Origin of the sequence: Pseudomonas sp. C1C7 (assembly GCF_013359595.1) — a bacterium.
GTDB lineage: Bacteria > Pseudomonadota > Gammaproteobacteria > Pseudomonadales > Pseudomonadaceae > Aquipseudomonas.
Map to the genome: position 1 here is coordinate 1 of NZ_JABFMP010000023.1, position 24,968 is coordinate 24,968.

The 24,968-nt window shown below is 62.0% G+C and carries 21 protein-coding genes and 2 pseudogenes; 14 read left to right on the forward strand and 9 right to left on the reverse strand.

What is annotated here, in order from left to right; genetic code table 11:
• Both HNO86_RS18685 and HNO86_RS18690 read left to right on the forward strand, forming a co-directional pair.
• Positions 1-617: carbon starvation CstA family protein (locus HNO86_RS18685; RefSeq protein WP_306167729.1), on the forward strand; the 617-nt coding region annotated here is incomplete at its 5' end.
• Between the two features lie 15 nt (positions 618-632).
• Positions 633-830 carry a YbdD/YjiX family protein gene (locus HNO86_RS18690; protein ID WP_175378414.1) on the forward strand — a complete coding sequence of 66 codons (198 nt, stop codon included), beginning with the start codon at positions 633-635 and terminating at the stop codon, positions 828-830.
• Positions 831-1,024: 194 nt separating this feature from the next.
• On the opposite strand, the gene HNO86_RS18695 is transcribed toward HNO86_RS18690, so the two are convergent.
• The 4 genes from HNO86_RS18695 to HNO86_RS18710 form a co-directional block, all read right to left on the reverse strand.
• Positions 1,025-1,702, reverse strand: a complete 678-nt coding sequence (locus HNO86_RS18695) for a GntR family transcriptional regulator (RefSeq protein WP_175378415.1) — start codon at positions 1,700-1,702, stop codon at positions 1,025-1,027.
• Between the two features lie 24 nt (positions 1,703-1,726).
• Positions 1,727-2,437, reverse strand: coding sequence for an FCD domain-containing protein (locus tag HNO86_RS18700; RefSeq protein ID WP_175378416.1), 711 nt, complete (start codon positions 2,435-2,437; stop codon positions 1,727-1,729).
• A gap of 50 nt (positions 2,438-2,487) precedes the next feature.
• Positions 2,488-3,801 (reverse strand): C4-dicarboxylate transporter DctA, encoded by a 1,314-nt coding sequence (locus HNO86_RS18705; RefSeq protein ID WP_175378417.1) that lies wholly within the window; start codon positions 3,799-3,801, stop codon positions 2,488-2,490.
• Between the two features lie 316 nt (positions 3,802-4,117).
• Positions 4,118-4,264 (reverse strand): hypothetical protein, encoded by a 147-nt coding sequence (locus HNO86_RS18710; protein ID WP_175378418.1) that lies wholly within the window; start codon positions 4,262-4,264, stop codon positions 4,118-4,120.
• Positions 4,265-4,482: 218 nt separating this feature from the next.
• Between HNO86_RS18710 and HNO86_RS18715 the strand changes: the two genes are divergently transcribed.
• A complete protein-coding gene (locus tag HNO86_RS18715; protein WP_175378419.1) occupies positions 4,483-4,794 on the forward strand; it encodes a hypothetical protein in 312 nt (103 codons plus the stop codon).
• A 97-nt stretch (positions 4,795-4,891) separates the two neighbouring features.
• Complete coding sequence (locus HNO86_RS18720; RefSeq protein ID WP_175378420.1) at positions 4,892-5,959, forward strand: GGDEF domain-containing protein; 1,068 nt, start codon at positions 4,892-4,894, stop codon at positions 5,957-5,959.
• Positions 5,960-6,097: 138 nt separating this feature from the next.
• Here HNO86_RS18720 and HNO86_RS18725 read toward each other — a convergent pair whose 3' ends face one another.
• On the reverse strand, positions 6,098-7,663 hold the full coding sequence (locus HNO86_RS18725) for an aldehyde dehydrogenase (NADP(+)) (protein ID WP_175378421.1): 1,566 nt from the start codon (positions 7,661-7,663) through the stop codon (positions 6,098-6,100).
• Positions 7,664-7,671: 8 nt separating this feature from the next.
• The gene (locus HNO86_RS18730; RefSeq protein ID WP_175378422.1) at positions 7,672-8,295 is read right to left on the reverse strand and encodes an isochorismatase family cysteine hydrolase; all 624 of its coding nucleotides are present in this window, start codon (positions 8,293-8,295) and stop codon (positions 7,672-7,674) included.
• 99 nt (positions 8,296-8,394) lie between these two features.
• Here HNO86_RS18730 and HNO86_RS18735 point away from each other — a divergent pair, with 99 nt between their 5' ends.
• From HNO86_RS18735 to HNO86_RS30635, 4 genes and pseudogenes are all read left to right on the forward strand, one after another.
• On the forward strand, positions 8,395-8,895 hold the full coding sequence (locus tag HNO86_RS18735) for a helix-turn-helix domain-containing protein (RefSeq protein ID WP_175378423.1): 501 nt from the start codon (positions 8,395-8,397) through the stop codon (positions 8,893-8,895).
• A gap of 199 nt (positions 8,896-9,094) precedes the next feature.
• Complete coding sequence (locus HNO86_RS18740; RefSeq protein WP_175378424.1) at positions 9,095-9,433, forward strand: hypothetical protein; 339 nt, start codon at positions 9,095-9,097, stop codon at positions 9,431-9,433.
• Positions 9,434-9,901: 468 nt separating this feature from the next.
• Positions 9,902-10,795, forward strand: a pseudogene (locus HNO86_RS30630) (cache domain-containing protein); the annotation flags it as partial.
• Between the two features lie 324 nt (positions 10,796-11,119).
• Positions 11,120-11,656, forward strand: a pseudogene (locus HNO86_RS30635) (methyl-accepting chemotaxis protein); the annotation flags it as partial.
• 386 nt (positions 11,657-12,042) lie between these two features.
• Here the strand turns inward: HNO86_RS30635 and HNO86_RS18750 are convergent.
• Positions 12,043-13,050: a LacI family DNA-binding transcriptional regulator gene (locus HNO86_RS18750; RefSeq protein WP_175378426.1), complete on the reverse strand. Its 1,008-nt coding sequence runs from the start codon at positions 13,048-13,050 to the stop codon at positions 12,043-12,045.
• Between the two features lie 175 nt (positions 13,051-13,225).
• Between HNO86_RS18750 and HNO86_RS18755 the strand changes: the two genes are divergently transcribed.
• The 6 genes from HNO86_RS18755 to HNO86_RS18780 all read left to right on the forward strand — a co-directional run bounded on the left by HNO86_RS18755 (position 13,226) and on the right by HNO86_RS18780 (position 22,923).
• Positions 13,226-14,389 carry a Gfo/Idh/MocA family protein gene (locus HNO86_RS18755; RefSeq protein WP_175378427.1) on the forward strand — a complete coding sequence of 388 codons (1,164 nt, stop codon included), beginning with the start codon at positions 13,226-13,228 and terminating at the stop codon, positions 14,387-14,389.
• Positions 14,386-15,486, forward strand: coding sequence for a sugar phosphate isomerase/epimerase (locus tag HNO86_RS18760; protein WP_175378428.1), 1,101 nt, complete (start codon positions 14,386-14,388; stop codon positions 15,484-15,486). The genes HNO86_RS18755 and HNO86_RS18760 overlap by 4 nt, the downstream gene beginning before the upstream one ends.
• 52 nt (positions 15,487-15,538) lie before the next feature.
• A complete protein-coding gene (locus tag HNO86_RS18765) occupies positions 15,539-16,774 on the forward strand; it encodes a nucleoside permease (RefSeq protein WP_175378429.1) in 1,236 nt (411 codons plus the stop codon).
• 282 nt (positions 16,775-17,056) lie between these two features.
• Positions 17,057-18,316 carry a multidrug efflux RND transporter periplasmic adaptor subunit MexE gene (mexE, locus tag HNO86_RS18770; RefSeq protein WP_175378430.1) on the forward strand — a complete coding sequence of 420 codons (1,260 nt, stop codon included), beginning with the start codon at positions 17,057-17,059 and terminating at the stop codon, positions 18,314-18,316.
• A gap of 12 nt (positions 18,317-18,328) precedes the next feature.
• Entirely contained in the window at positions 18,329-21,508 is a 3,180-nt protein-coding gene (locus HNO86_RS18775; protein ID WP_175378431.1) for an efflux RND transporter permease subunit, read from the forward strand.
• Positions 21,505-22,923: an efflux transporter outer membrane subunit gene (locus HNO86_RS18780; RefSeq protein WP_175378432.1), complete on the forward strand. Its 1,419-nt coding sequence runs from the start codon at positions 21,505-21,507 to the stop codon at positions 22,921-22,923. The genes HNO86_RS18775 and HNO86_RS18780 overlap by 4 nt, the downstream gene beginning before the upstream one ends.
• 217 nt (positions 22,924-23,140) lie before the next feature.
• Here HNO86_RS18780 and HNO86_RS18785 read toward each other — a convergent pair whose 3' ends face one another.
• Both HNO86_RS18785 and HNO86_RS18790 read right to left on the reverse strand, forming a co-directional pair.
• Positions 23,141-23,863 carry a haloacid dehalogenase type II gene (locus HNO86_RS18785; RefSeq protein ID WP_175378433.1) on the reverse strand — a complete coding sequence of 241 codons (723 nt, stop codon included), beginning with the start codon at positions 23,861-23,863 and terminating at the stop codon, positions 23,141-23,143.
• A gap of 30 nt (positions 23,864-23,893) precedes the next feature.
• A complete protein-coding gene (locus tag HNO86_RS18790) occupies positions 23,894-24,916 on the reverse strand; it encodes an LLM class flavin-dependent oxidoreductase (protein ID WP_175378434.1) in 1,023 nt (340 codons plus the stop codon).
• Positions 24,917-24,968: the final 52 nt, after the last annotated feature.

A 24,968-nucleotide genomic window follows, 5' to 3' on the forward strand; every position in this document is an offset into this window, starting at 1 on the left:
CGGTCGACGCCGGTACCCGTGCCGGTCGTTTCATGCTGCAGGACCTGCTGGGCTCTTTCGTGCCGGCGCTGCGCCGTACCGAATCCTGGACCGCCAACCTGATCGCCACCGCCGGTTGTGTGGCCATGTGGGGTTATCTGCTGTACCAGGGCGTGATCGATCCACTGGGTGGCATCAACACCCTGTGGCCGCTGTTCGGCATCTCCAACCAGATGCTGGCCGGTATCGCGCTGATGCTCGGCACCGTGGTGCTGATCAAAATGAAGCGCCAGAAATACGTGTGGGTGACCCTGCTGCCAGCGGTCTGGCTGCTGATCTGCACCACCACGGCCGGCTTCATCAAACTGTTCGATGCCAACCCGGCGATCGGCTTCCTGTCCCTGGCGAAGAAATACAGCGATGCACTGGCCAACGGTCAGGTGCTGGCTCCGGCCAAGAACATCGACCAGATGCAGCACGTAATCTTCAACGCCTACACCAACGCCACGCTGACGGCGCTGTTCCTGTTCGTGGTCTTCAGCATCCTGTTCTTCGCGCTCAAGGTCGGCGTCGCCGCCTGGGGCAGCAAGGAACGTACGGATAAAGAAGCGCCATACCAGGCACTGCCGGAAGTTTGATTGAGGATCTGCCGCATGTTCAATGACCTGAGTCGCCTCGGAAAATACCTCGGTCAGGCCGCGCGCCTGATGGTGGGGATGCCCGACTACGACAACTACGTCGAGCACATGCAGAACAAGCATCCGGACCAGCCGGTGATGGACTACGAGGCGTTCTTCCGGGAACGCCAGGAAGCCCGTTATGGGGGCAAGGCCGGGCCGAAGTGCTGCTGACCTGGATCATGTAACGATGACGCGGGCTGTCTGACTGCCCGCGATATCCCGTAATCATCGAATCCCTGTAGGAGCCGAGCTTGCTCGCGATGGTCGTCAACGATGACGCTGGGTGCCAGACGCCCCGTGGTGTCTGGGCCTCCATCGCGAGCAAGCTCGGCTCCTGCAGTTTTGAGGTTTTCAGGATTTGATGATCAGCAGGCCACGCGCTGCCGGCGTGGGCTGAGCAGCAACCCCTCAAGATGATCCAGATGCCGGTTGAGCAGGCAAGCCGCGCTCGCCGCATCCCCGCCTTCAACCGCTTTCAAAATCCCTTCATGCGCCCGCCAATCGCAATAGCCATCGATTCGCGCCTCGAACTGCGCAATCGCCAATGACATCAGCGGCACCAGACTGTCGAGAAAATGCGCCAACGGTGCATTCCCCGCCAGCGCCGCCAGCTCCAGATGAAACTCTCCCGACAGACGAAGGGCCTGGCCGCGCTCGGTGCAGAGGCGTTCGCCCTCGATGATCGCGCGCAGGCGACTCAAGTCCTGCGACAACGGCTGCTGACACACCAGCCGCAGCAACGTGGTCTCGGTCAATCGCCGGGCATGCAGCGCCTGCCGGGTCTGTTCGGCATCAGGTGCCGCCACGCGCGGACGGTGGTTGGCGCGCAGGATGATGATGTGCTGATGGGACAGGCGCGTCAGGACGCTGCGGATTTCACTGCGGCGAACGCCGAACATCTGGCCCAGGCTGTCCTCGGTGAAGCGGCTGCCGGGCAGAAGACGCAGGTCGAGAATGGCGTCGAACACCTGCGAATAGAGATCGTCCGCCGCCAGGTGCAAGGGCAGGTCAACAAGAGTTTGCGGTGAGGCGACGCTGTTCATGGCCTGTCTCCAGAGTAGAAGGAATCAAACGCTGAGGTTGTCTTCCGGAATGTTCAGTTCGATGCCCATGCGCTGGCCTTCGCGAAGGATGTGCCGACGCATTTCGGCACTGGCCTGGGCGCTGTTCTTGCTGCGGATCGCACGGACCACGGCTTCGTTTTCTTCCAGGCGTTCGGCCAGGTGTTCAGGCGAATTGCGCAACACTTCGGCGCTTTGCTTGAGGGCGTTGCTGGTCTGTTGCACCACGCTCTGGAATATCGGATTCGAGGTCAGGGTGAACAGCTCTTCGTGGAACGCGATGTAGGCGTTGACGCCGGCTTCGCTGTCGTTGGCTTCCAGGGCTTCGCGCATGTCCATCAGGGTCAGGCGCAGTTGCCCGACTTCCTTGCTGCTGATCGATTGCGCCACCAGCCCGACAATGAAAGGCTCGAGGGTGTAGCGCAGTTGCAGCACGTCCTCGAGACTCGCCCCGGCCACCGCGCTGTCCTGGCGCGAGTCGTCCAGGTCGATCGCACTGGCGTCCAGTACCACCACGCCTTTGCCGGGCATCGAGCGCACCAGCCCGAGGGTTTCCAGCACGGTCACCGCTTCGCGCAGACTCGGCCGGCTGATGCCCAGTTGTTCGGCCAGTTCGCGCTGGCCCGGCAACATATCGCCGGAGCGCCACTGACCACGGGCCAGCGCGGCCCGAAGTTTTTCTACCACTGAATTGACGACGGTTGAGGAGGTAATCACTGTTCGCTCCAAGCGATAAAGTGCCCACCGTTACAGTGGGCACAGGTTGTTCAGAATTCTTGCTGATGCGCCGCGGCAGTCGGCTTTCTCGGCTGGAAGGTATACCCCAACTGGCCGGAAAGCACTTTATTGGCGCGCTGGATATCGATGTCTCTTTCCCAGCGCGCGATGGCCACGGTGGCGACGCAGTTGCCGATCAGATTCGTCAGCGCCCGACCGATGCCCATGAACCAGTCCACCGCCAGCACCAGCACCAGGCCGACCACCGGAATCGCCGGGATGGCTGTCAGCGTCGCGGCCAGGATCACCAAGGCGGAACCGGGAATACCGTGGGCGCCTTTGGAGGTAATCAGCGACACCAGCAGAATGGTCAGCAGATCGGTCATGGCCAGCGGCGTGCCGGTGGCATTGGCGATGAAGACGATGGCCAGTGTCAGGTAGATCGAAAAGCCATCGAGGTTGAATGAGTAACCGGTCGGAATCACCAGGCCTACCGTCGAACTGCCGATGCCCAGGTGTTCGAGCTTGCGCATGATCTGCGGCAACACGGCGTCGGAGGAGGCGGTGCCCAGCACGATCAGCAATTCTTCGCGCAGGTATTTGAGCAAGGGCCACATCCGCAAGCCGGACAGGCGCATCACCAGGCCGAGAATCAACGCCACGAAGGCCACGCAGGTCAGGTAGAACAGGCCGACCAGGCTGCCCAGGTGCTGCAGCGAGTCCAGGCCATATTTGCTGGTGGTGAAGGCAATCGCGCCAAAGACACCGATCGGCGCCAGGCGCACGATCATGCCCATGATGCGGAAGATCACATGGCTCAGCTCATTGATCAGCCGGGAAATCCCCGACGCCGCTTCGCCCACCAGATTCAGGGCGCTGCCGAACAGCACCGAGAACAGCAGCACTTGCAGGATGTTGTTGTCGGCGAATGCACCGATGACCGAGGTGGGAATCAGGTCCATCAGGAACTGCGTGGTGGTGTGCATGTGCTGGCCACGCTGGGCGATATCGCCCATGTCGGCGGCGGACAGCTGCTCCAGATGAATGTTGGCACCGCTGCCGATGCCGGTGCTGAAGGCGAACACCAGGCCTATGACGAGGGCGATGGTGGTCAGCACTTCGAAGTAGATCACCGATTTGAGCCCGATGCGGCCGACTTTCTTCAGATCGCCCGCGCCGCTGATGCCGCTGACGACAACGCAGAACACGATCAGGCCGATGAGCATCTTGATCAGTTTGATGAAACCGTCGCCCAGCGGTTTGAGCTGGGAGGAATATTCGGGAAGGGTCAGCCCGCAGATGATGCCGAGCATCAGTCCGAGAACCACTTGGAGGAAAATTGAACGCGAGCACCATCTGAGCATGGGAGGAATCCTGGTCGGTGTCCCGGCTGTCGTGTGCATGGCGCACATCAGGCCTCGGACTTAATTATTGTGGTCTTACCGGTATGTCCAGTGCAGGCTCAGTTTAGGCTGGTTTTTTTCATTGTTACAAGGGGAAATCAATAAATTGGCTTTACCGGTCTGACCAGTGGTTCGACCGGTTCACTCGAATGCTCAGCATGAGGCGCATGAAGGCACACCCGCGCACCGTGTTTGCGGTGGCGGGAGCAATAAATAGGGAAGAGGGGACTCGGCAGCAGAATGCTACGGGTGGGACAAGCGGGGAGACGCCGGGGTTTTACGCCAGATAGATGCCCGAATGATCTTCCGGATGCTGGATGCCCATGGCCTGATCAGCGATCTTCGCCTTGTGAATCTGTCGGCACAGGATCGTTGCCAGGGCGATGGCGAGTGCGAACCAGCAGATCAGGACATTCAGGAGCATGGCATTTCCTCAGGCAGGAATATTTCTTCACGAGCGCCGGAAAACAGTTCGACGGCAATATGGCATCATTATGCCATGCATTAGTGGCACTGTGCCGCCGTTTGTCGTCGCCCTCCCTGAAATTGTTGTGATTCGCTGTTTTTTCCCGCATCTGACCCTTTGCGCGGGCAAGGGCCCGCTTCTAGAGTCAGGGGCTTGGCTTCAGGGAGCGTCTGTTGATGTATAGCTCATTGCAAGGATCAGGTGACGCGCGGCGGTTTCATCAGCGTATTTATGCTGGCGAAATTCTGCGCATGATCGATATGCCGTCGATGCAGGTACTGGTGCAAACGGCCCGGGGCATGCTCGAAGAAGCGTTGCATCCGTGGTCGCCGCCGCAAATCCATCGTTACCTGAACCACACCGAGCAGACGCTTCGCTTTGCCCAATGCCAGAGCGCTTTTGCCAGCTGCGGCGACATCCACCGATGCTGGCAAGCGGTGTTGGAGTGGTTTATCGAACCGTATTTTCACTGTTCACGCCGGGATTAAATTGCGATGCCAATCAAACCGGGATAGCCGTTTGTCGGGCGTATCGGTATGCTCAGCGCACTGCCAAACGCCAATGATTAACAACCACAGTGATTCCATGAGCCCATCAGACACGCGTGCGAATGTTCTAGCGCTTTATCCTGAAGACTCCCGCGAGGCGGCGGCGTTACTCAAGCAAGCCGTTCCCCTGATGGTTCGCCACAATATCCCGCCAAATCCGGTGCATTACGCGCTGTGGTACACCTACAGCAAAGGCCAGGAACCTGAACTCAATCGCCGTCTGGACTGCGTGGTCCGGGACTTCGACGGCTGCCCGCCGGAGTCCGCGACCCGGCTGTTTCGCGAATTCATCATCCGTGACGAACTGGAGGGCGCCCGTGCGGAACAGCAGCAGGTGATCAGCCTGGTCGACGGCATGGAACGGGATGTTTCGCGCAGCGTGAAGGGCAGTGTCAATTTCCAGAACCGCCTCGGGCAGTGCCTGGAAATGCTGGAGGAACCGTCCAGCGACCGTCTGCCGGGCATCTTGAGCGAGCTTCAGCAAAGCACCCGGTTGATGCAGAGTCAGCAGGAACACTTCCTGGCCCAGCTGCAATCGGCGCAAAGCGAAATCAAGACCCTGCGCGACAAGCTGGAGCGCGCCCAGCAGGCGGCGACTCTGGATGGCCTGACCGAGCTGCTCAACCGCACGGCATTCACCCGGCAGCTGGAGAAAACGCTGGCCAAGGACACCGGCCAGGTCGCACTGTTGATGCTGGATATCGATCACTTCAAGCAATTCAACGATCAGTACGGTCATCCCTTGGGGGATCGGGTGTTGCAACATGTCGCCCAGGTCTTGCGCGGTGCGCTGGCGGGCGAAGCGTTCGCCGGGCGATATGGTGGTGAAGAGTTCTGTGTGGTGCTGGAAAACTGCGCGGGTCTGGAAGGGGCCTGTGCCTTTGCCGAGCAACTGCGGCTTACGGTGCAGTCGTTGCGGATCAAGGCACGGGGGACGGACACCGTGCTGGACACCATCACCGCATCCTTCGGTGTCGCCTTCGTCGAGCCGGGCGACAACCTGGAAACCCTGCTGACCCGCGCCGATGACGGGCTGTACGAAGCCAAGCGCAATGGGCGCAATCGGGTGTTTGCATTGCAGAAAGCCCAGGCGCTTGAAGCCTGAAACCTGTGGGAGCGAGCCTGCTCGCGATGGTCGTCAACGATAACGCGCGGCACCTGATGCCCCGCGGTGTTCCTGGACTCATCGCGAGCAGGCTCGTTCCCACAGTTGATCGCATTCACCCGTGGGGCGGGGTTGCCTTTATTGACCGTCCACGCTACGCGGCAACCCGAGCGGGTTCAGCTCGCGCAACGCCTCAGGCAACAACCCATCCGGAAAACCCTGGTAGGTAATCGGACGCAGGAAGCGTTCGATGGAGGTCATGCCCACCGAGGTGAAGCGGCTATCCGAAGAGGCCGGGAACGGGCCGCCGTGGATGGTCGCGAAAGACACTTCCTGCGGGTGGGCGAAGGCGTTGACCACGATACGCCCGGTCCGCCGCTCCAGTATCGGCAACAAACGCCGGGCCAGATCCAGGTCTGTGTCTTCCAGGTGCAGAGTTGCACTGAGCTGACCACGAAACGCGCGGGCAATCGCCAGCATCTCTGCCTCATCCCTGACCTTCACCAGCAATGCCGCCGGACCGAAAACCTCATCGGCCAGTGCCTGCTCGCTCAAGAAACGCTCGCCATCAACTTCCAGCAACGCCGAACGACCATCCAGCTCGGCATGGGCCACCGCGCCCACAGCCACCAGGCCCGCACCGGCGCTTTGCAGGTGATCAAGGTTGTTCAGGTACGCACCATGAATCCCCGGCGTCAGCATCGGTCGCGCCGGTGCGTCGGTCACGCGCTTGACCATGGCCGCGCGCAATGCCGCAAAACCGTCCCCTTCGACCGCAATCAAAATCGCCGGCTTCAAACATGCCTGGCCGACGTTGACCAGCATCCGCTCGACGAAGCCGTCACCGATCTGCGCGCCCCGCACGGCCAACGCCTGAGGCAGGATGAAGGTGGGGTTGACGCTGGTCATTTCGGTGAATACCGGGATCGGATCGGGGCGCAATTGCGCGCGGCGATACAGGGCCATGCCGCCCTGTTCGGAACCGGTGAAGGTCACGGCCTTGATCAGCGGATGATCGACCAGCGCTTCGCCGATGGCATTGCCGGCACCGCGCACCATCGAGAACACACCTTCGGGCAAGCCGCTGTCCTGCACCGCCTTGAGGATCGCCCGCGCCTGGATTTCCGAAGCACCAGGGTGGGCGTTGTGGGCCTTGACGATGACCGTAGCGCCCGCCGCCAGCGCCGAAGCGGTGTCGCCACCGGCCACGGAATAGCTGATCGGGAAATTGCTCGCACCGAACACCGCCACCGGGCCGATGGCGATTTTCTGCAGGCGATGATCCATGCGCGGTCGAGGCTGACGATCGGGTTGTGCCGGGTCGATGGCCAGATGCAGGAAGCGCCCCTTGCGCACCACATCGGCGAACTGACGGAACTGGGTCGCAGCCTTGGCCGCTTCACCCAGCAGTTGGGCTTCGGGCAAGCCGGTTTCCAGCGCGGCGCGGGCGGCGAGTTCCGGGGCGACGGCGTCGAGGTTGTCGGCAATGCGCTCCAGGAACGCCGAGCGCTCGGCCAGTGAGGTATGGCTGTAGGTGTCGAAAGCTTCATCGGCAAGATTCGCCGCCCGATCCACTTCGACCGCGCCGCCCAAGGCGAAGTCCGGCTCGATGGCCTGGTTGGTCGCGGGGTTGAGCGCTTTCATCGTGCCCGCGGAGGCGGGCGCTTCGTGGGCGCCGATCAGGATATTTCCAGTCAGTTTCATGGGCTTGATCACTGCTTCAGGGTGGCGATGAGTTGTTCGGTCGTCACGATCGAATGGGCGTAGGTCGGGCCGTTCAGTTCATGGGCGGAGTGCATCATTTCCGGCTTGAAGGCGGCGGTGGCATCGCGCACCAGGGTCACGTGGTAGCCCAATTCCTGGGCGTAACGGGCGGTGGCCTCGATGCAGGTATTGGCCAACAGCCCGGTGATGATCACGTGGGTGATGCCTTTCTGCTTGAGACGGAAATCCAGGTCGGTGTTGGCAAAACCGCTCGAACCCCAGTGCTCGGAGGCAATGATGTCGCCTTCCTGCGGTGCGAAATCGGGATGCCATTCGCCACCCCATTCGCCGCGGGCGAAGTGGTGCATGTGCTGAATCTTGCATTGCGAAGGGCTCGGGTGATCCCAGTTTTCGTAATCGCCTTGTTCCCAACGACGGTGCGGTACGATGACCACCTGAATGTCTGCGGCGCGCACGGCGCGATCCAGTGCGCGCAGGTTGTCGAGCAGGCCGACTTGTTCGGCGATCGGCTTGATCAGCGGGAAGACCCGGCCGCCCTCGGAGAGAAAATCGTTGTAGGGATCGACCAGCAGGTAGGCGGTGCGATCCAGCGGGTAGGTAGCGTTGGACATGACGAATTCTCCAGTATGGATGGCTGACCTGTGCCATGGGCTTGCCCCGGCATGGTGTAGATATGATAATCATAGTTACAGTGAAAGAGGCAAGCCTGCATGGCCGTAAAAAAGATTAGTCCTCAAACCCTGTGCCCGATTGCACGGGCCGAGGACGTCGTCGGGGACCGATGGACGGTGTTGGTCTTGCGCGAATTGTTCATGCGCAACCATCGCTATGACGAGATTCAGGCGCAGACCGGCGGCACGCCGCAGATGGTCGCGGCGCGTCTGAAAAGCCTGGAGGCGGATGGCATGGTCGAACGCCGCGCCTATCAGGAGCGCCCGACGCGCTACGAGTACCACCTCACCGCCAAGGGCGAGGCGTTCTACTCGGTGGTGCTGGCGCTGCGCGCGTGGGGAGAGACCTGGTGCAAGGAGGAGGGGGAGGGTCTGGCGGTGAGCTATACCCATCGGACTTGTGGGCACCAGGCCGGACTTGGGCCGCTGTGTGATCACTGCGGGGAAGTGTTGCGTCGAGAGGCGCTGATCAGCGAACCCACCGAGGCCTACGTCGAAGAGCGGACCGCACGGCGCGAAGCCTTCAAATCCAAACCATGAACCATCGCCCCCTGTAGGAGCTGCCGCAGGCTGCGATCCTTTGATCTTGCTTTCAAAAACAAAATCAAAAGATCGCAGCCTGCGCCAGCTCCTACTATTGCTTCACGTAATAGTCACAATCACTGATCACAAGTTCTGTTGCCTGCACCAAACAAGGAAAATCGCGCCCATCCAGAACGCTTACCCAGGAATCGGCGCGATGAACTTCTACACCCGGCTGACGATTGCCGCCTCACTGCTCTTGTCCGGTTGCGCCTCGACGCCCAACGACCCGACGCTGACCCTGCAAACCAGCAAGGCACCGGCCGACTACGCACATTGCGTGCTGCCAAAACTGCAGGAAGATTCACTGCACGCGACCGTCTCGGAAACTCAGCGCAGCTACCGCATCACGGTGTCGAGCAAAGTCGCCGCCAACGACGTGCTTGAAGCCTACAAGGCATCGAACGGCGGCAAGGTGTTCCTCTACGAACGCGCGCTGCTGGCCTCGACTTTCGGGCCGTCGCGACTTGAGCGTGCAGCTCAGGAATGCCTGTAAATCCGCACTGAAAGATCCCTTTCCCACCCTCGCGAACACGCTTGAATCAGGCGTGTTCGCGAGGCGTTTTTTCCTGTCATTTTTTTGATTGAACAAGCCTTCAATTAAGTTGCATCGAGGAAGGGCGTCTGGGATAGTGGCTTAATAATATCAATTATAAATAACTTGCCAGCAGGGCTGCTGCACTCACACTTTTGCGCGGGCTGTGCTGGCTGACATATCGACCATTCGAGAATGTTCATGCCTAATCGCTCACTGCACTTCAAGCTGTTCTGGACGGCGCTGATTGGCACCGTCGTCGTCATGGCGCTGTTGCTGGGCTCCATCGCTTACATTGCCTATGGCAATTCCGTCAAAGAAACCTTTGCCTTGGTCGACAGCATCGTCAAGGCCAACGCCAAGGAAGTGGAAGTCGAACTCGGCGCCGGTTACACCGTGGCCCAATCCCTGGCCAGTGTCGCCACGGCGATGCAGCAACAGCAGGTCGACCGCAAGACCGCCGACGCGCTGACCCGCCAGTTGTTCGAAGCCAATCCGAATTTCCTCGGCCTGGGTCAGTACTGGGAGCCCAACGCTTTCGATGGCAAGGACAGTGAGTTCGTCAACCAGCCCAACCACGACGCCACGGGTCGTTACCTGACCTGGTGGAACCGCGCCGGCGGCTCGGTGAAATCCGAAGCACTGAGCGGCTACGCCCCGGAAAACGCCGACAACCAGTATTACTACCGTCCGCTGCATACGCGCCAGCCATGGGCGTCCGAACCCTATGCCTACAGCCTCGGCAACGGTCAGCAGGCGATGCTGGTGTCGATCATGTTGCCGCTGCTGCAGGGTGGCAAAGCCGTGGGTGTGGCGGGGGTGGATATTCCGCTGGAAAACATCAACCGCCAACTGGCGAAAATCGATGCCTACAAGGGCTACGGCGCGCTGGTTTCCAGTGACGGACTGTACGCCAGCCATCCGGACACCAAGCGCCTGAGCAAACCGGCCGACGAGTTGCCGGCTGCCGCCAAGGACGCGATCAAGGCGGGCAAGGCCTACAGTTTCGAACTCGATGGTTGGGGTTATGTACTGCAGCCGGTGCGCATCGGCAAGGCACCGAACAATTGGGCATTGATGGTTGCCTATCCGCTGGCCGAGGCCATGGCGGGCATCAATCATTTCCTCTACACCGCGGTGATCATCGGCCTGGTGGCATTGCTGGTATTGGCTGTCGTGCTGTGGCATTTGCTGGCGTGGCAGATTCGTCCGTTGTCGGGCCTGACCGTGGGTATCCAGGCCTGGGAAGGCGAGCTGGGGCTGCGTTTCGAACAGCGCAGTGGTGATGAAACCGGCAAATTGGCCGGGGCGTTCAACCAGTTCATCCAGCGTCTTGGCAACCTCGTCGGCTCGATTCGCCAGAGCAGCACCACGCTGATGCAGATCTCCAATCACCTGGGCGACACCACCCAGGCTGTGGCCGAACGCGCTACCTCGCAACACACCGCCACCGAGGAAATGGCCAGCGGCGTCACGGCCCTGGCGCACTCGGTGACCGAGATGTCACAGCAAGCCGAAGACGTAGAACAACTGGCGCGCAACACCGAGGCGCTGACCACCAATATCTCCAGCGACATGAGCCAGACCCTGGCCGGCATCACCCACATCGACCAGACCATGGACGTGGTGGCCGGTGCGGTGGGGGATCTGGAGAAGCGTTCGCAGCAGATCGCCGGGATCATCGCGGTCATTCGCAGCATCGCCGACCAGACAAACCTGCTGGCCCTCAACGCGGCGATCGAAGCCGCGCGGGCAGGGGAGCAGGGCCGTGGTTTTGCCGTGGTGGCCGATGAAGTGCGACAACTGGCGGAGCGCACCAGCCGTTCTACCGGTGAAATCGGCGAGATGATCGGCGCCATCGGCTCGGATGTGCGCAACACTGTGGCTAACGTGCAGCAGGTTGGCGAAGCGGTGCGCCAGGGCGTGGTGCAACTGACCACTTCGTCCCAAGGCGTGGATCAGATCCGCCAGCATGCCCAGGACATCCTCACGCGCATCAGCGAAGTCGCACGCCAGACCCAGAGCCAGGCCGCGACCGGCGAGCAACTGTCGGTGGCGATCCAGGGCGTCAGCCGAATCTCCGAACAGAACGACCAGGCAATCCGCAGCCTGCTCGACCAGTCGGTAAAACTGCGCGATCAGGCCGGCTCGCTCAGCCAGCAGTTGACCCAATTCCGCGATTAACCCCGTAGGAGCAAGGCTTGCCCGCGAAGAGGCCGGCACATCCAACAATGATGTTGGCTGACCCGACGCCTTCGCGGGCAAGCCTCGCTCCTACAGGGATTGGGGTATGTCCCGAATTCGTGGTTCACACATGACCAGTGTGGGAGCGGGCTTGCCCGCGAAGAGGCCGGCACATCCAACAATGATGTTGGCTGACCCGACGCCTTCGCGGGCAAGCCTCGCTCCTACAGGGATTGGGGTATGTCCCGAATTCGTGGTTCACACATGACCAGTGTGGGAGCGGGCTTGCCCGCGAAGAGGCCGGGACATCAAACGATGATATTGGCTGACCCGACGCCTTCGCGGGCAAGCCTCGCTCCTACGGTGGATCGGTGTGTCGGGCGCCACTATTTCTCATGTTTCACCGCCGCCGTACTCCCGCGCAATGCCAGTTCAAACGGCAGCACCACATGCCGCTCGGCCAGCGGTTTTTTCTCGATCAGCGCGATCAGCATTTCCACCGCTTTGTGTCCGAACACTTCAGCCGGCTGGGCGATGGTGGTCAGTGGCGGGTCGCAGTAGGCGGCGAAGGGGATGTCGTCGAAGCCCACCAGGGAAATGTCCTGCGGCACTCGCAAACCTTGCTGCCTGATGCGTTTCAACGCACCGATGGCCATTTCATCGTTCTCGCAAAACAGCGCCGTCGGGCGTTCCGAAAGCGCCAGCAGCGCGGCGGCACCGTCGTGGCCGGCTTGCAGGGTGAAGTCGCCGTGGCAGATCAGGGCCGGGTCACTGGTGATGCCCGCCGCCTGCAGGGCATCCTGATAACCGGCCACTCGGTCGCGGGTCAGCGGACTGCTTTTCGGGCCTTTGATCAAGCCGATGCGACGGTGCCCCAAGCCGATCAAATGTTCGGTCATGGCCCTGGCCGCGGCGCGATTATCGAGGCTGATGGTCGGATGCCGACCGCCCTGGATAACCTCGCACGCATTGACGATCGGTGCAGGTTCCAGGTTGTGGCAGGGCTCGGCAAACGGGTCGAAGGCCCGCAACTGGATCACGCCATCGGCCTGGTGGTTATGCACCAGCTCGGCGAATTCCCGTTCGATGTCCTCGCGGCCCTGGGTGTCGCACAGCAACAGCCGATAGCGGGCAGCCTGCGCCGCCTGCTGGGCGCCGCTGATGACCCGGGCGAAGAAGGTATTGGCGATGGTCGGCACCAGAATCACCAGGTTGCCGGTGCGCCGCGAACGAAACTGCACCGCCATCAGGTTCGGCCTGTAACCGGCCTGTTCCACGGCAGCGTTGACCTTGTCGCGAGTCTCGGGGAGCACGCGCTCCGGTGACTTCAGGGTCCGGGACACTGTGGCCACCGAGACACCGGCCAGGCGGGCCACTTCACGGATATTGGACAAAATCACCTCACTTTCGAACCGCGCGGCCGGGGAGCTTACCGCAGGATGGCTATTGGCTGAAATGCTCACAGGTTGCATTCGGGGTTTGACACCTCTGCTGACTGAGCCTACATTTCCGCCACGATGTAACCGGTTACATCATTCGCCGGTTACCCAAAACAAGAGAGTCCTTGCGATGAACGCTGTACCAAAAATCAGAATGGGTTTTGTCGGGGGCGGCGAGGGCGCGTTCATTGCCACGGCCCACCGCCAGGCTGCCGGGCTCGACGGACGCTTCGAACTGGTGTGCGGTGCGTTCAGCCGCGATCCCCTTAACAACCAGCGAACCGGCGTTGCCCTGGGCTTGCCGGATTCCCGTTGCTACAGCGACTGGCGCCACATGCTCGAAGCCGAGCGCGCGTTGCCCGCCGAACAACGCATGGAATTGCTGATCATCGTCACCCCCAATCATCTGCACGCACCGGTGGCCAGTGAGGCGCTGAGCGCGGGTTTCCATGTGTTCAGCGAAAAACCGGCGGCGCTGAATCTCGGCGAATTGCTCGCACTCAAAGACGTGGTCGAGCGCAGCAACCGCCTCTACGGTCTGGCTCACACCTATCTGGGTTATCCGATGGTCTGGCAGGCCCGGGACATGGTGCGCAACGGCGTGATCGGCAGCGTGCGCAAGGTGATCGTCGAATACCCCCAAGGCTGGCTCAGCCAGGACGTGGCCGGGCAGGGCAACAAGCAGGCAGCCTGGCGCGATCTGCCGGAGCAGTCCGGGCTGGGCGGTTGCATCGGCGATATCGGCACCCACGCCTTCTCGCTGGCCGAGTTCGTTGCCGATCAGCCGATCAAGCAGATCTGCGCGATGCTGAACGTCCACATCGAAGGCCGGCAACTGGATGATGATGCCTCGATGCTGTTCAAGATGGCCGATGGTGTCAGCGGCGTGCTGATTGCCAGCCAGGTCTGCGCCGGTGAAGAGAACCCGCTGAAGATTCGCGTCTATGGCGACAAGGGCGGCCTTGAATGGCGCCAGGAAGAACCCGCCAGCCTGATCCACCGCGCCCTCGATCAACCCCTGCGCATCCTGCGTTCCGGTGTCGGCCAGCCGTGGTTGTGCGACGCCGCGAGCCGACGCATGCGTCTGCCCGCCGGGCATCCGGAAGGCTACCTCGAAGCCATGACCAATCTGTACGGCGATTTCGCCACGGCCATTCGTGGCGAAGTGGCGGGGCCGGACGCTCCCGGTGTGCCCGGCATCGAGATCGGCCTGCGGGGCATGGCGTTCATCGAGGCGGCCATCGCCAACCATCGCGGCGACGCCAAGTGGACCGAACTGGCGTGCAACCCATGAACCTGGAGACTTCCGTGACCGATTCCCCGACACCACCCACGGGCCTGCGCGGCCCGGGCATTTTTCTCGCGCAGTTCATGTCCGACCAGGCGCCGTTCGACACCCTGGCCAACATCGCCCGCTGGGCGGCCTCCCAAGGCTACAAAGCCATTCAGCTGCCGACCCTGGGCACGCAGTTCATCGACCTTGCGCGTGCCGCCGAAAGCCAGAGTTACTGCGACGAGTTGAAGGCCGTCTGCGCCGAAGCCGGCGTGCAGATCAGCGAACTGTCGACTCACCTGCAAGGGCAACTGGTGGCCGTGCATCCGGCGTTCGACGCGCTGTTCGACGACTTCGCACCCGCTCACCTGCGCGGACAGCCTGAAGCACGCACCGCCTGGGCCATCGAGCAATTGAAACTCGCCGCCCGGGCCAGCCAGCGTCTGGGCCTGAAGGCGCATGCGACCTTTTCCGGGGCCTTGCTCTGGCCCTACGTCTACCCTTGGCCGCAGCGCCCGAGTGGACTGGTCGAGCAGGGTTTCGAGGAACTCGCCCGGCGCTGGCTGCCGATTCTGGACTGCTTCGAACAAGCCGGTGTCGATCTGTGCTACGAAATCCACCCCGGCGAAGACCTGCACGACGGTGCCTCGTTCGAGCGTTTTCTCGAAGCGGTCGATCACCATCCGCGCGCGGCGATTCTCTACGACCCCAGCCACCTGCTGCTGCAGCAAATGGATTACCTGGGCTTCATTGATCGCTATCACGCACGAATCCGCATGTTCCACGTCAAGGACGCCGAATTCCGGCCCGATGCCCGTTCGGGTGTCTACGGCGGTTATCAGGGCTGGGTCGAGCGGCCGGGGCGTTTCCGTTCCCTGGGCGATGGCCAGATCGATTTCAAATCGATTTTCAGCAAATTGACCCAGTACGACTTCCAGGGCTGGGCGGTGCTGGAATGGGAATGCTGCCTGAAGGATTCGGCGCAGGGCGCGGCCGAAGGTGCGGCGTTCATCGAGCGGCACATGATCGAAAAGACTGGCAAGGCTTTCGACGATTTCGCCAGCGTGTCGTCCGACGCCACCTTCAATCGACGATTGCTGGGCCTGCCCGACGCCTGAACCTGTTTGCCGATTCGATGCAGAACACAACAACAATAAGACGGTGACTGATATGACGATGATGACCGCGCGGCTGAGCGCAATGATGTTTTTGCAGTTCTTCATCTGGGGTGGCTGGTTCGTCACCCTCGGGACCTTTCTGACCAGCAATCTGGGGGCCAGTGGCGGGCAGATCGGCATGGCTTTCTCGACGCAGTCCTGGGGCGCGATCATCGCGCCCTTCGTGATTGGCCTGATCGCCGACCGTTTCTTCAATGCCGAGCGCATTCTTGCGGTCTTGCACCTGCTGGGCGCGGTGTTGCTGTTCCAGTTGTATCGGGCGCCGGATTTCAGCACCTTCTATCCGTTCGTGCTGGCCTACATGATGATCTACATGCCGACTCTGGCGCTGGTCAATTCCGTGGCTTTCCGGCAGATGCGCGACCCGGCGCTGGAGTTTTCCCGCATCCGCGTCTGGGGCACGGTGGGCTGGATCGTCGCCGGACTGGTGATCAGTTTCGTGTTCGCCTGGGACTCCCAGGGTTCGATCGCCACCGGTGCCTTGCGCAACACCTTCCTGATGTCCGCCGTGGCTTCGCTGTTGTTGGGCCTCTACAGCTTCACCTTGCCGTCTACCGCTGCGCTGAAAAACGAATCGGGAAACGGCGGCCTCAAGCAGATGCTCGGCCTGGACGCGCTGGGCCTGCTCAAGGATCGCAGCTACCTGGTGTTCTTCATCGCCTCGATCCTGATCTGCATTCCCTTGGCGTTCTACTACCAGAATGCCAACCCGTTCCTGGCGGAAATCGGCGTGACCAACCCTACGGCAAAAATGGCCATAGGGCAGGTTTCCGAAGTGCTGTTCATGCTGCTGTTGCCGCTGTTCATTCACCGTTTCGGGATCAAGCTGGCGCTGTTGGTGGGCATGCTGGCATGGGCGCTGCGCTACCTGCTGTTCGCCTACGGCAACAATGGCGAGCTGGCCTTCATGCTGTTCACCGGCATCGCCTTGCATGGCATCTGCTATGACTTCTTCTTCGTTTGCGGACAAATTTATACCGACGCCAAAGCCTCGGAGCGTTTCAGAAGTTCCGCGCAGGGTTTGATTACGTTGGCGACTTACGGCCTGGGCATGCTGATCGGTTTCTGGGTGGCGGGGCAGGTGACCGATCACTACGCCGCGACCGCGGGCGGGCATGACTGGAAGAGCATCTGGCTGTTCCCGGCGGGTTTTGCCCTGGCGATCTTTTTTTGCTTCTCCCTGGCGTTCAAGGGACGGCAACCGGTGGCGGCGCAATCGCCGGCCTGACCGCCTGCGAAGGCTTTCTCATTGGGCTCGGCCTTCCGACGGGGCGGACATCGCGTGCACCTGTAGGAGCGTGGTGTTGGGCGGCGATGGGGTGCATGTCGTCGGCTTCGGGCTTGTATTGATTATGCTCATAATATATTGTCAGCGCACATGTCAAACCCAGAGGCCAAAGCCTCTGGGCGAGACTGAGTGAAACCCTTTGGTTTTTTTTTGACCTTATAAATGACGTTCATCATCAATAAAAATGCCGGTGAACCTTCACAACCTCTGGCGGACACCCCCATGGATCAATCACTCAAAGCTCTTCGATACCCGTTTGCCGCATTGGCGCTCACTCTGCTCAGCGCCTGCGATCGCGCACCGGTGGCCGCCAACGCACCTGGGGCGCCCCATGTCACGGTCGCCAAGGTGATCGAGCAGCCCATCACCGAGTGGGATGAAGTCACCGCTCGCCTGGAGGCGCCGGAAACCGTCGAGATCCGCCCACGGGTATCGGGCCAGATTGAACGGGTGGCCTTCACCGATGGCGAGCTGGTGAAGAAGGGTGACCTGCTGTTCCAGATCGATCCACGGCCGTTCGAACACGAAGTGCATCGCTTCGAAGCCCAGCTGCAACAAGCCCGGGCCACCCTGGTGCGCACCGCCAACGAAGCCCAGCGTGGGCAGCGCCTGCTGGGCAGCAACGCGATTTCCGCGGAGCTGGCCGACACCCGCAACACCACCGCCCAGGAGGCCAAGGCCGGCGTCGATGCGATCCAGGCCCAGCTCGATCTGGCGCGCCTGAACCTGAGCTTCACCCGCGTCACCGCGCCGATCAGCGGTCGCGTCAGCCGCGCGCAAATCACCGCCGGCAACATCGTCACCGCCGACACCACGGCGCTGACCAGCGTGGTCTCCACCGACAAGGTCTACGCCTATTTCGACGCCGACGAGCGCCTGTTTCTCAAGTACGGCCAACTCGCCCGCCAGGGCCAGCGCAGCCAGACCACCCCCGTGTATATGGGCCTGTCGAACGAGGAGGGCAACACGCACCTGGGGCAGATGAACTTCGTCGACAACCAGGTCAATCCCAAGACCGGCACCATCCGCGGTCGCGCGGTGTTCGATAACGCCGACGGCCAGTACACCCCAGGCCTCTATGCACGCCTGAAACTGGTGGGCAGCGCTGCCTACGCAGGCCTGTTGATCAAGGACGAAGCGGTGGGCACCGACCTTGGCAAGAAGTTCGTGCTGGTGGTCGATCAGGACAACAAGACCCTGTACCGCAACGTCGAACTGGGGCCAAAGCTTGAAGGCCTGCGCATCGTGCGCAGCGGCCTGCAGAAAGAAGACCGCATCGTCATCAACGGCCTGCAACGGGTCCGCCCGGGCGCCGCGGTCGCGCCGCAGGATGCGCCGATGGCCGATCCGGAAACCGTCGCGGCCCTGACCCGTCAGCGTCAGGCCGTCGAAGCGAGCAACCAGCCTGCAAGCCCATCGTCCGCAGCCGTCAAATCACCCGCCCTGGTGAAGACGGATGCGGCTCTGACACCTCGCGGATAAGGGCCCACCGACATGAAATTTTCCCAGTTCTTTATCACCCGGCCGATCTTCGCCGCGGTGCTTTCGCTCCTGATCCTGATCGCCGGCGCCATCTCGCTGTTCCAGCTGCCGATCAGCGAATACCCGGAAGTCGTGCCACCGACCGTGGTGGTCCAGGCCAGCTATCCGGGGGCCAACCCCAAGGTCATCGGCGAAACCGTGGCCGCGCCTTTGGAGCAGGCGATCACCGGCGTCGAGAACATGCTCTACATGTCCTCGCAGTCGACCGCCGATGGCCGCCTGACCCTCACCGTGACCTTCGCCCTGGGCACCGATCTGGATAACGCCCAGGTCCAGGTGCAGAACCGCGTGACCCGCACCGAACCGAAGCTGCCGGAGGAGGTGACGCGCATCGGCATCACCGTCGACAAGGCTTCGCCGGAACTGACGTTGCTGGTGCACCTGATCTCGCCGGACAAGCGCTACGACATGCTCTACCTGTCCAACTACGCGATCCTCAATGTGAAGGATGAGCTGGCGCGTCTGGAAGGCATCGGCACCGTGAAGATGTTCGGTATCGGCGACTACTCGCTGCGCATCTGGCTCGACCCGGACAAAACCGCCTCGCGCAACCTGACCGCCACCGATGTGGTCAACGCGGTGCGTGAACAGAACCGTCAGGTTGCCGCGGGCCAGCTGGGCTCGCCGCCGGCGCCGAATGCCACCAGCTTCCAGATGTCGATCAACTCCCAGGGCCGTTTGGTCACCGAGGAAGAGTTTGAAAACGTGATCATCCGCAGTGGCCCGAACGGCGAAATCACCCGCCTGAAGGACATTGCCCGGATCGAACTGGGTTCCAACCAATACGCCTTGCGCGCCATGCTCAACAACCAGGAAGCGGTGGCCATGCCGATCTTCCAGCGCCCCGGCGCCAATGCCATCGACGTGTCCGATCAGGTGCGGGCGAAGATGGCGCAGCTGAAGAAAAGCTTCCCCGAAGGCATGGACTACGAAATCGTCTACGACCCGACCATCTTCGTGCGCAGTTCCATTGAAGCGGTGGTGCACACGCTGTTCGAGGCGCTGATCCTCGTGGTGCTGGTGGTGATCCTGTTCCTGCAAACCTGGCGTGCTTCGATCATTCCGCTGGTGGCGGTGCCGGTCTCGCTGATCGGTACCTTTGCGGTGATGCATCTGCTCGGGTTTTCGCTCAACGCGCTGTCGCTGTTCGGCCTGGTGCTGGCCATCGGCATCGTGGTCGACGACGCCATCGTGGTGGTGGAGAACGTCGAGCGAAACATCGAGGCGGGACTGGAGCCGGCGCAGGCGACCCAGAAAGCCATGGGCGAAGTGACCGGGCCGATCATCGCCACCGCGCTGGTGCTCTGCGCCGTGTTCGTGCCGGCGGCGTTCATCTCCGGGCTCACCGGGCAGTTCTACAAGCAGTTCGCTTTGACCATCGCCATCTCGACGGTGATCTCGGCCTTCAACTCCCTGACCCTGTCGCCAGCGTTGGCAGCAGTGTTGCTCAAGGCCCATGACGCGCCGAAAGACCGTTTCTCCAAGGTGCTGGACCGGATGCTCGGCGGCTGGCTGTTCAAGCCGTTCAACCGGGTTTTTGAGAAGGCCAGCCATGGCTACGTGGTCGGGGTGGGCAAGATCATCCGCGGCAGCGGCATTGCCCTGTTGCTCTACGCCGGGCTGATCGCCTTGACCTACATGGGCTTCAGCACCACGCCGACCGGTTTCGTGCCGACCCAGGACAAGAAGTACCTGGTGACCTTCGCGCAGCTGCCGGATGCCGCGAGCCTGGATCGCACCGAGTCGGTGATCCGGCGCATGAGCACCATCGCTATGAACGAGCCGGGCTTTGACAGTGCCGTGGCATTCCCGGGGCTGTCGATCAACGGCTTCACCAACAGCCCGAACGCCGGCATCGCCTTCATCGGCCTGCGTCCGTTCGATGAGCGCAAGGACCCGAGCCTGTCCGCCGGGGCGATTTCCGCCTCGCTCAACGCCAAGTTCGGCGAGATCCAGGACGCTTACACCGCCGTGTTCCCGCCACCGCCGGTCCAGGGCCTGGGCACCATCGGCGGCTTCCGCCTGCAGATCGAGGACCGTGGCAACCTGGGTTACGACGAGCTTTACAAGGAGACCATGAACATCATTGCCAAGAGCCGCAACGTGCCGGAACTGGCCCGGGTGTTCACCAGCTACACCGTCAACGTGCCGCAAGTCGAAGCCGCCATCGACCGGGAAAAGGCCAAGAACCACGGGGTGAAGATCAACGATATTTTCGACACTCTGCAGGTCTACCTCGGTTCGCTGTACGCCAACGACTTCAACCGCTTTGGCCGCACCTATCAGGTCAACGTGCAGGCCGAGCAGCAGTTCCGCCAGGAGCCGGAGCAGATCGGCCAGTTGAAGGTGCGCAACGATCGCGGCGAGATGATTCCGCTGGCCACCTTCGTCAAGGTCAGCCCGACGTCGGGGCCGGACCGGGTTTCGCACTACAACGGTTTTCTCACCGCGGAAATCAACGGTGCCGCCGCCCCTGGCTACAGCTCCGGCCAGGCCCAGGCCGCCATCGAGAAGCTGCTCAAGGAGCAATTGCCCAACGGCATGACCTACGAATGGACCGACCTGACCTACCAGCAGATCCTCTCCGGCAACACCGCGCTGCTGGTGTTCCCGCTCTGCGTGTTGCTGGCGTTCCTGGTGCTGGCGGCGTTGTACGAAAGCTGGAGCCTGCCGCTGGCGGTGATCCTGATCGTGCCCATGACGCTGCTGTCGGCGATTGCCGGGGTGATCATCTCCAAGGGCGACAACAACATCTTCACCCAGATCGGCCTGATCGTACTGGTGGGCCTGGCCTGCAAGAACGCGATCCTGATCGTCGAGTTCGCCAAGGACCGACAGGACCAGGGCCTGTCGCCGCTGGACGCCGTGCTGGAGGCCTGCCGCATGCGTCTGCGGCCGATCCTGATGACCTCGTTCGCTTTCGTGATGGGCGTGGTCCCGCTGGTGACTTCCAGTGGCGCAGGCTCGGAAATGCGTCGGGCCATGGGCGTTGCGGTGTTCTCCGGAATGCTCGGCGTGACCTTCTTCGGCCTGCTGCTGACACCGGTGTTCTTCGTCCTCATCCGTCGCTACATCGAACGCAAACAAGCACGTAAACAAGCCCGCGCGCTGAACCTGGAGGTACAACCATGAAAGCTCTGAAGTTGTTTTTGCCCAGCCTTCTGGTGAGCGCCCTGGCAGCGTGCACGGTCGGCCCGGATTACAAGACCCCCGACACGCCACCGGCTTTGAGCACTTATGCGAAAGCGGCCAACTACGATCAGTCGCGATTCGAATCGGTGTGGTGGCAGCAGTTCGACGATCCGACGCTCAACCAGCTGGTGAGCCAATCCGTGCAAGGCAACCGCGACCTGCGCGTGGCCTTCGCCCGCTGGAAAGCGGCCCGGGCGATTCGCGACGACATCAGCAACGACAATCTGCCGGTGGTCACCAGCCGCGTGAGCAGCGTGCAGGGTCGCTCGCAGGTGCCGGGGCAGACCGAGAGCCGGGTGAACACCGAACGCTACGACCTGGGTCTGGACATGGCCTGGGAGATCGACTTGTTCGGGCGCATCCAGCGTCAGCTCGAGTCGAGCGATGCCCTGGAAGATGCCGCGGCGGCGGATCTGTATCAGCTGCGGGTGACGATGATTGCCGAGCTGGTGGATGCCTACGGACAACTGCGCGGTGCGCAACTGCGCGAGAAAATCGCCCTGGCCAACCTGAAGAACCAGAACGACTCGCGCAGCGTCACGGTCAGCCTGCGCGATGCCGGTGTCGGCAACGAGCTGGATGTGGTGCGCGCCGACGCGCGTTTGGCGGCTGTCGAAGCCAGCGTGCCGCAATTGCAGGCGGAGCAGGTGCGGCAGAAAAACCGCATCGCCACCTTGCTCGGTGAGCGGCCGGAGCAGATGAGTGTCTTGCTGAGCCCCAAAGATATTCCGGCGATCGCCAAGGCACTGCCGATCGGTGATCCCGCCGAGCTGCTGCGCCGTCGTCCGGATGTGATGGCGGCGGAACGTCGCCTGGCGTCGGCAACGGCGGATGTCGGCGTGGCCACCGCCGACCTGTTTCCACGGGTCAGCCTGAGCGGTTTCCTGGGCTTCACCGCCGGGCGCGGTTCGCAGATCGGCTCCAGCGCCGCCCGAGCCTGGAGCCTGGGCCCGAGCATCACCTGGGCAGCTTTCGATCTGGGCAGCGTGCGAGCGCGCATCCGTGGTGCCAACGCCGATGCCGAGGGCGCCTTGGCCACCTATGAACAACAGGTGTTGCTGGCGCTGGAAGAATCGGAAAACGCCTTTAGCGATTACGGCAAGCGTCAGCAACGGTTGTTGTCGCTGATCAGGCAAAGCGAGTCGAGCCGCAAGGCGGCGGACCTGGCGGGCATCCAGTACAAGGAAGGTTCGGTGGATTATCTGGTGCTGCTCGACGCCGAGCGTGAGCGCCTGAACGCCGAAGATGCCCAGGCCCAGGGCGAGATCGATCAGTACCGGGGGATCGTCGCGATTTACAAGGCGCTGGGCGGCGGGTGGGATGCCGGTGGCAAACAGGTTACAGCGATGAACTGAACACACCACTGACCCTGTAGCAGCTGGCGCAGCCGGACGCAGGCTGCGCCAGCTGCTACAAAGAGCGTGTTCGGCTGAGATCGCTGGAATCACTTCAAACCGGCATACACCAGCTTCACAAAGAAATCCGGCTTGATCACGAAATGCCCCCATTTCCCGTCAAACGCCGCCGAAGGCTTCGCCGCGACAATTTCCTCCAGCGACTTACCCTGCTGCTTCAGCAGTCGAGTAGCGCAGCAAGCTCGGTCATCGACTCCGCGACTACATCCCACTCCTGTTCCGGCTGCAAATCGATTGTCTGCCCAGGCCCATGCTCCACGGGCCGTGTGACGAACACCGTGCGAAACCCGCAAGCCCGTGCCGCGACAAGATCGCTGTTGTGCGCCGCCACCATGGCCACGCGATTGGGTGGCAGACCCACGGCTTCTGCCGACCTGAAATAAACTTCCGGCTGAGGTTTGTAGGCGCGGGCGAGTTCGGCGCCGGTGATGACGTCCCAGGGCAGGCCGCCGTAGCGGGCGAGGTTCATCATTCCGGCAATATGGCCGTTGGAGATCGGGCCGATGGCGAAACGTCGCTTCAGGCGCGTGAGGCCTTCGACGGAGTCCGGCCATGGGTCGAGTTTCTGCCACGCTGTGTTCCAGGCCGCGAAATCGGCTTCTTCGAGGCGTCCGGTTTCGACGCCATGCCGGGCCATCAACGTCTGCAGATTCTCGCGGTTCAAAACGTCCAGCGTGACAAAGGCCCGCTCACCCGAGCGCACGCGTTGCATCGACGGCTGGTACAACGACCGCCATTGATCGGCGAAGGCCAGCGGGTCGATCTGCATGCCGAGACGCTGCAAATACCGCGCGGATTCCCGAGCGACGCTGGTTCGCCAGTCGACCACGGTGCCAAAGACATCGAAGCCCAGAAAGCCGACTTCATCCAGTGTGCTCATGTTCAGTCTCCTGTGCAGTAAGGGAACACTTCAACGCCAGCCGAGGGCAGGGGCGACGTGCTTGAGGATGTTCTCGATGACATGCGCGCAATAGTCCACGCCCAGTTGATTGGGGATGGTCAGCAGCAGGGTGTCCGCCGCTGCGATGGCCTCGTCCTTGGCAAGCTCTTCGATCAATACATCCGGCTCGGCGGCGTAATTGCGACCGAAGATCCTTTGGGTGTCGTCCTCGAGAAAACCGATGGTGTCCTCGGTCTGGTCATTGCGGCCAAAGTACATGCGGTCCATGTCGTTGGTGATCGCAAAAATGCTGCGGCTCACCGACGTGCGCGGCTGGCGGCTGTGCCCGGCCTGTTTCCAGGCTTCGTGGTAGAGGCGGATCTGTTCGGCCTGCTGGATGTGCAGGGGCTGTCCGTTCTCGTCGTTTTTCAGGGTGGAGGTCTGCAGGTTCATGCCCATCTTCGCCGCCCACACCGCGGTCGCCTCGGAGCCCGAACCCCACCAGATCCTGTCACGAAGGCCTTCGGAGTGAGGTTCGAGGCGCAGCAATCCCGGTGGATTGGCAAACATGGGTCGCGGATTCGGCTCGGCGAAGCCCTTGCCGCGCAGCAGTTCGTAAAACACCTCGGTGTGGCGCCGCGCCAGGTCGGCATGGGTCTCGCCTTCACGGGGCTCGTAGCCGAAGTGCCGCCAGCCATCCATGACCTGCTCGCCCGAGCCACGGCTGATGCCCAGTTGCAGGCGACCGTCGGCAATCAGGTCCGCGGCGCTGGCGTCTTCGACCATGTAGTACGGATTCTCGTAGCGCATGTCGATGACGCCGGTGCCGATTTCGATCCGGCTGGTTTTGGCGCCGACAGCCGCCAGCAGAGGGAAGGGGGACGCCAGTTGCCGGGCGAAATGATGGACGCGGAAATACGCGCCGTCCGCGCCCAGCTCCTCTGCCGCCACGGCCAGATCGATCGATTGCAGCAGCACGTCGGAGGCCGAACGGGTTTGCGAATGCGGGGACGGGGTCCAGTGCCCGAAGGAGAGAAAGCCGATTTTTTTCATGGGATGCTCCCGGAGGGAAAGGGATGAATGGCGCTAATGTAGTCCGCGCCAT